Below are 6,831 nucleotides of genomic sequence, written 5' to 3'. Positions count from 1 at the left end.
AAAGGAGTAAGAGCCACCTGAAAAGCAATGCTTCTTATGGTTTTTTGAGCAGAAATATCTCCAATATTCCAGATAATTTCTCGGCTTTGGCTGTCAAAAGTAAAATTTATAGTTTCCTCTTCAGGAAATATCTTTCCGGTCAAAGAAATATTCTCCGGCAAGAAAGCTTTTACTTTAGCGTCCCTAACATTATTATACCAATTTTCGGCCTGCCAGGTTATCGTATATGTGGTTTTCTCTCCTACTTTTGGAGGAACAGGTCCTGTATTTCCAAAAACATCATCTCTATAATAACCTTTTTGAGAGACAGAAAGGCGAGTATTTATCTTTGTTATGAATTCTTCCGAAATTCTAGCGACAGAAACATGATTTTTCAAAGAAAAATTTTCAGAAAGTCCGGGATCAATATTATTTCTAACTCTTACCCAAAACTCCACTTTTCCTTCTTCTCCTTCATTAAGAAAACGCAAAGACGGAACATCGCGCCAATCCCAAATTATCGTTTTATCACTGCTATTGTATTGCCCATATTCAGCCCTGACGCTTTCAAAGTCAAAAAAATCTCCATTAAGGCGCGATACTAAAAACAAATCTGAAAATGGCTCTCCCCCTATATTTCTAAAAAAAATCTCATAACGAAGCAAATCTCCCGGGTTTGCAGCATATCTGTCGCTATTGTTAATTCTTTGGAATATATGTAAAGACGGCCTTGTTATTTCCACCCCTTTTGACGTTTTCTTCAAAATAATATAGTTGTTATCCTGCTGTATTCCAAGCTCGGCATAAAAAACCCTCTGGTCTCTTACTTCTCCGCCAAGTTCTCCCTTTATTTCTATTCTTCCTCCCTCTGAGCGGTTAAGTAAAGAAATATGCCACTCATTATCATCAAAAGGCAAAGGAGAACTTTCAGTAAACCTGAATCCGGATGGATAATTTACCTTAAAGACAAGATCCATTAATGGATAATTAAGATTGGAGAAATAATTAAGCGAAGCCCTTACTTCTCTTCCTGCTTCAACTCTTGAAGGAAGATCAATATCAAAAGTTACTGGAATTTGTTTTATAACGCTCGCAAAACTTGTCGAAGATTCGTATCTCGGCTTTAAGTTTTTCGGCCGATAACTGAGCAATGCTTTTGCTGTTTTAACTTCTCCTTCTCCTCCGACTATTCTTCCCTTGAAAGAAATTGTTCTTTCTTCTCCGGGATATATATCGCTTAATTCATCTTTGCCAATATCAATTCTTCTTTCCTTGCCATCTTCTAAAATAGTATATTCCGGGAATTCGAAAATAAGGCGAGGTTCTTCCAAACGTATGTTTCCATTATTCTTGTATTTAACCGTATATTCAACTTCTTCAAAAAGATCAACCTCTTTTGGAGCTATTATTTCAATCTTTAAAATTTCTCTTGAATAAATATTTTTCTGCCAATACCATGCGCCCGCTAAAGCCAAAAATATAAAAACAACTATGAGGGCAAGTAAGATTTTTCTAAGCATATTTTTAAACGATTTATTTTTCTTCTCTAAGAGAAAAAATGATTTTTAATAAGTTATTTACCTTTATTCTACATATTTTCAGAAAAAACGCCAGAACTTTTTTCTGATATGTTCAAAAGAGGAGAAATAGCAATATTTTCCGTTTTTATCATTGCTATCTCCTTTGCTTTTTTTTCTAAAAAAAACCTTAAAAGTTTTACTGTTTGAGGCAAAATAACAATTGAATTTTTGGAGCATTTTTTATCAACGAGCCCTTTTCCCGGAAGAAAAAAGGATTCCTCTTGATTAATCTTTCTTTGACATAAACAGCATTTTTCAAGCTCCGGCTTATATCCTAAAAGAGAAGCAAGATTAAAAAAGAAATAATAGGGAAGCAGAATATAATTTTTTGCGTTTTCGTTTTCAATAAGCGTTTCTTCCAAAAGATTCCAAACGCCTTTGTCTTTTTCTTCTTCTTTTATTAAGTTGTTTATATCCTCCCTTATTTTTTCAGACGACCTGAATCTTTCAATTTCTTTTTTTGATTTTGAAAAACTCAGAAGAACGGCAGTATCAACAAGCGTTCTTCTTTTGCTTGTCTCTATAAATTCTATATGAAGAAGGCCCAAATTTTCAACATTTTCTTTGAGCTTTGAGTTAATTTTTCTTATCCCTTTGGCAAAAACGCTTATTTTCCCAAAATCTTCGGTATAGAAAGTTATAACCCTGTTTGCTTCTCCTTTGTTTTTCCTGTTCAAAACAAATGCTCTTGTTTTTTGCCTTAAGGTCATACCTTCTTTATCCCGATAAAGTAGGATCTGCCGTCTATCTTTATTTCCGCTTTTTTATCTTCTTTTATTTCTTGCACTATTTTTAACTCTCTTGCTTTTGTTTCCTTCTTGAATTTCTCCTTATTTGAAATATCAAGAGAAGAAGAAACGTCAATTTCATCTTTAGGAGTAAAGCCATGCTTTTTTCTTAAAAGATTTACGTTTCTTATAAGTTCCCTGTCTATTCCTTCTTTTTTTAATTCTTCTGTTATTTCCAAGGAAAGCTTTACCTCTTCGTCCATGTCTTCAAAAAGAACTTCTTTTACGTTAACTTCTTCTTTTATTAAATTTACAAGTTCTTTTTCATCTATCTTTTTATTTTTTATCTTAAGAAAACCCAATGGCTGCCTTACTTTTATCTTGGCATCTGCCCTCAAAGAAAGAGCAATCCCAACTACTTTTCTTACATAATCCATTTTTTCTTCAAGCTCAAGATCTATCTCCTTTTGCTCATAAAAGGGCCATCTTAACAAATGCACTGAAATGGGCATATCTTTCGCTTTAATTTGAGAATAGATATTTTCCGCAAGAAAAGGGGCAATTGGTGAAATAAGCTTTGTTAAATTAAGAAGAATATAGAAAAGGGTTTCTCTTCCTTCCTTTTCTTCTTGAATCCTTTTTCTTGATCTTCTTACATACCAAAGCGAAAGGTCGTTTATAAAGAAATTCTCTATAGAAAGAGTTGCCGTCATTGCGTCATATTTGTCAAAGCTCTCTTGCGTCTTTTTCAAAAGGTTTTGAAATCTGGAGATAATCCATTTATCAAGGATATTTTTAGAAGAAGGAAAATACGTTTCAAAATAACTTTCAAAGTCCTTTTTATCCGCATATGTAGTAAAAAAAGAAAGAACATTAAGAAGAGTCAGAAGCTTTCTCTTTATTTCTTCTGCATAAACAAATCCGAACTTTAGATTATTTGCCGGATTCTGCCTTGCATACATCCACCTCATCGGGTCAGCTCCTATTTTCTCTATTGCTTCATTTAGCCAAATAGCATTCCCTTTTGATTTATGCATTTCTTCTCCCTTTTCGTCTTTAACAAGAGCAAATCCGAAAATAGTTCTTACCGGCTGTTTATCTTCAAGAACAACGCTCATTACGATTATAGAATAAAACCAATTTTTAAACTGACCAGGGAAAGATTCGCAAACAAGATCTGCGGGAAACCATTTTTCCCATTCGCTTTTATCTTTGAAATACCCCATTGTGGAAAAAGGAACAATTCCGGCATCAAGCCAAGGATTGCCAACGTCAATAATTCTCGACATTCTTCCTTTGCAAGATTTGCACTCAAGCTTAATATTATCAACAAAAGGCCTGTGAGGAGTTTTCCCTTCAAATTGGTCCCAATTCTCAATCGCCCTTTCTTTAAGTTCTTCTTTGGAACCGATAACTTCAAATTCCTTGCACTTCTCGCATTCAAATATAGGAAGAGCAAGACCCCAATATCTTTTTTTTGAAATAAGCCAGTCCTTCATGTTCATAAGCCAATCAACTTCCCTTTCAAGTCCAAAGGACGGAATCCAGTTTATCTTCTTTGCCGCTTCAATTAAAGAACCCCTGATTTTATCCATTGATATATACCATTCATCAACAAGGCGGAAAATGAGTTCGGACTTGCATCTCCAGCAAACAGGATACCTGTGTTTATAATCCTCTATTTTATAAATAAAGTTTTTCTTTTCTAAATTTTCAAAAACCGATTCATTCGCTTCTGTAGCCAATTTCCCTTCAAGAAAACCAAAACCTTCTTTATATCTGCTTTCATCATTTAACGGATTTACAACAGAAAGATTAAGTTCTTTGCCTAAGGCATAATCCTCTTCTCCACAACCGGTAGCAATATGAACTATTCCCGTTCCTTCGTCTTCCGTTACTTCTTTCCATAATACAATTCTATGGTCGTCTTCTTTTAATTCTACTCCAGAGAGCTCGTCAAAAATTCCTTTATATCTCTGACCTTCAATTTCCTTCCCCTTGAATTCTCTTATTGTTTTTCCTTCAACAAGAGATATTTTGCTTTTGGCAAGAATAAACGTTTCTTTTTCTTTTTCAATTTCAACATAATCAATATCCGGATTTACCGCCAAAGAAACATTGGCCGGCAAAGTCCAAGGAGTAGTTGTCCAAACAAGGAAAAAAACATTTTCTTTATTTAAAAGAGGTATTTTCAAAAATACAGATTTATGGGTTATTTCCTTGTATTCCTCAACTGAAATCTCATGCTGAGAGATAGCGGTTCCGCAATTATGAACAACAAACCCATTTGCAATAAAACTATGCAAGGGATTTACACTAAAATCAAAAACATTTCTTTTACCATGTTTTTTAATCTCTTCAACCGTTTCCCAAATAAATTGGTTTTTGTGATTATCTGTCGCTTTTTTAAACCACTTATTAAAATCTGGAAAATTATTTACTTTAATATTACATAATTTTGTTTGCAATATTTCCTCCACTTTTCTTTTTGATAAAAACAGTTTTTTTGAAATTTCTTTATCGACCATTCCTTTCCTTTTTAATTTGAAAACTTTTTTATACTCCTCAATTTTTTTCTTTTTTAGTTTATCTCTTATCTCTAAATATTCCTGCGCATATCTTGCCATTTCTTCTCTTTCTTTTGAATAACGATATCCTATAAATTTACAAAAATTAAGTAAATTATCAAAAGATTGCGAGAATACAGCATCAAATCTTACCGATTTACTATTGTTACTTCTAATTATAGCGTCTCTACATCTTATATTTTGTATTTTAACATTAAATTCTTTAAGAAGATTTGAAATTCCATTTATAAAATTATGTCCACTTTTAGATAATTTTTCATTTTTATAAAGAGAAAAGACCAATGCATCAAATTTACCCCTGTTGATCTTTATTTTAGTTAATTCACTTCCAAAATAAGCCGCTAAAAACTCTCTCTTAATATGTTTTGGCGCTTTTAAAAGCCACTTTGGAACATTATAATCATACTCACTCTTTTTTCCTATTGGGGCGCCTAATGTTAATAGTAAAACAGCCAAGCTTGTAGAATGAACTCTAAATTCAGTGCTATATCCCCGTATGATTCTATCTTTTAATTTTGAAGTGACCAACCTTTTGCAAGTAGATGTATAATTAAATCCTAATTTATCTAAATCTTTTTTTATTTCATTTAAATCTTCTTCATTTCCAGTAAATCCAACACTAAAATTTTTTCTTTTTCCGGAACCTAGAACTAAAAAACCATCTCCAAAAATATGACCCAATAATCTTGCAATAATTGGTAATTTTTCATTTTTTGTCGTAAGAAATAAAAGATTTTTATTTCTTAATTCTCTAATAACATACTCTAATGTGCAATTTTTATTTTTAATATTACCTGCATAACAAATAGCATTAAAAGAAGTATTTACTCTTTGCTTTAATAATATCTCGTTTTGAACTTGCCTTATTGTATAATTTTGGGCTCTGAGAGATTGAATTTTTTCATCTAAGTTCCATTTGTCAAGCGTAATTAAATCACGATAATTGGAAATTTTATCGCTAATTATTTTTTTTCCCCTTTTTAATTCAAGCTCTGTCACAATATTTTTTAAAACTTTCTCGTCAAGAATTTTTTGTTCTTTTACAGAGTTATCTTCGATAACTTCAGAATGAGGATAAACTGCGATCTTTTCATTTGCATTAATTTCAGAAAGAACTACCCAACCCTTTCCCTTAACCCAAAATGGATGATCTGCTGTTGCCAATATTGATCGTCCAGTTTCAAGTGTAGTTAATTTAAATACCAACTCTTTAGGATTAGAAATATATTCGACAATTGGCGCCGCAGTTATTTCATTTTTTTTATCTGCAAAACCAACGACTTTATTTTCTTTCCAAGAATTACTTAATTCTTTTATATTTTTAGATATTCCATTATCTAATAATATCTTTGAATCTCCATCTAAGCATCTCGGACACCAAGGGACAACATCTTTTCCTTTATAAAGGAGGCCTTTTTGATGGCATTTTTTAAGAAAACCCCATATAGCGTAATTGTTCTCTTCTGACATCGTATAGTAAGAATTTTCCCAATCCATAAACTGCCCCAACCGTATTGATTGCTTTGTCTGTATTTCAGAGTATTTTTTAACCCTCTCTTTGCATTTTTGGACAAAATTGTCTATGCCTAATGCTTCAATATCTTTTTTATTTTTAAACCCAAGTTCTTTTTCAACTTCAACTTCAACCCATAATCCCTGGCAGTCAAAACCGTTTTGAAATCTCTGTTCAAATCCCCTTAGGGCTTTGTATCTTTGAAAAAGATCTTTATACGTCCTTCCCCAAGCGTGGTGAACGCCCATTGGATTGTTGGCCGTAATCGGACCATCTAAAAAAGACCATTTTTCATTGCCTTTATTTTTTTCCCTTATTTTGTCAAAAACTTTGTTTTCTTCCCAAAATTTTAGTATTTCCTCTTCTTTTTTTGAAAAATCATCATCCATATTTTTTATTTCCGCCATAATTCTAACAAAGAACTGAAAAGAAATCAATTATTT

General features: G+C 32.5%; 3 protein-coding genes and 1 pseudogene. All 4 read right to left on the bottom strand.

The window, feature by feature from the left end:
* A partial coding sequence (locus tag PHH50_03670) for a hypothetical protein (GenBank protein MDD3729380.1) occupies nucleotides 1–1,499 on the bottom strand: 1,499 nt, incomplete at its 3' end.
* Nucleotides 1,500–1,567: 68 nt separating this feature from the next.
* Nucleotides 1,568–2,269, bottom strand: coding sequence for a DNA repair protein RecO (gene recO, locus PHH50_03665; GenBank protein MDD3729379.1), 702 nt, complete (start codon nucleotides 2,267–2,269; stop codon nucleotides 1,568–1,570).
* Entirely contained in the window at nucleotides 2,266–4,581 is a 2,316-nt protein-coding gene (locus PHH50_03660; GenBank protein ID MDD3729378.1) for a class I tRNA ligase family protein, read from the bottom strand. Before PHH50_03660 ends, recO begins: the two co-directional genes overlap by 4 nt.
* Nucleotides 4,558–6,795: pseudogene (locus PHH50_03655) on the bottom strand (class I tRNA ligase family protein). The gene PHH50_03660 and the pseudogene PHH50_03655 overlap by 24 nt, the downstream one beginning before the upstream one ends.
* Nucleotides 6,796–6,831: the final 36 nt, after the last annotated feature.

The organism is Candidatus Paceibacterota bacterium, from assembly GCA_028697015.1.
Taxonomy (GTDB): domain Bacteria; phylum Patescibacteriota; class Minisyncoccia; order Minisyncoccales; family GWA2-38-27; genus JAQVFW01.
The sequence above is the reverse complement of the archived record's forward strand: the minus strand, read 5'-3'. Positions and strand labels throughout refer to the sequence as shown.

Excerpts from the sequence above, each read along its gene's own strand:
- recO (MDD3729379.1), bottom strand. The coding sequence starts at position 2,269 with ATGACCTTAAGGCAAAAAACAAGAGCATTTGTTTTGAACAGGAAAAAC.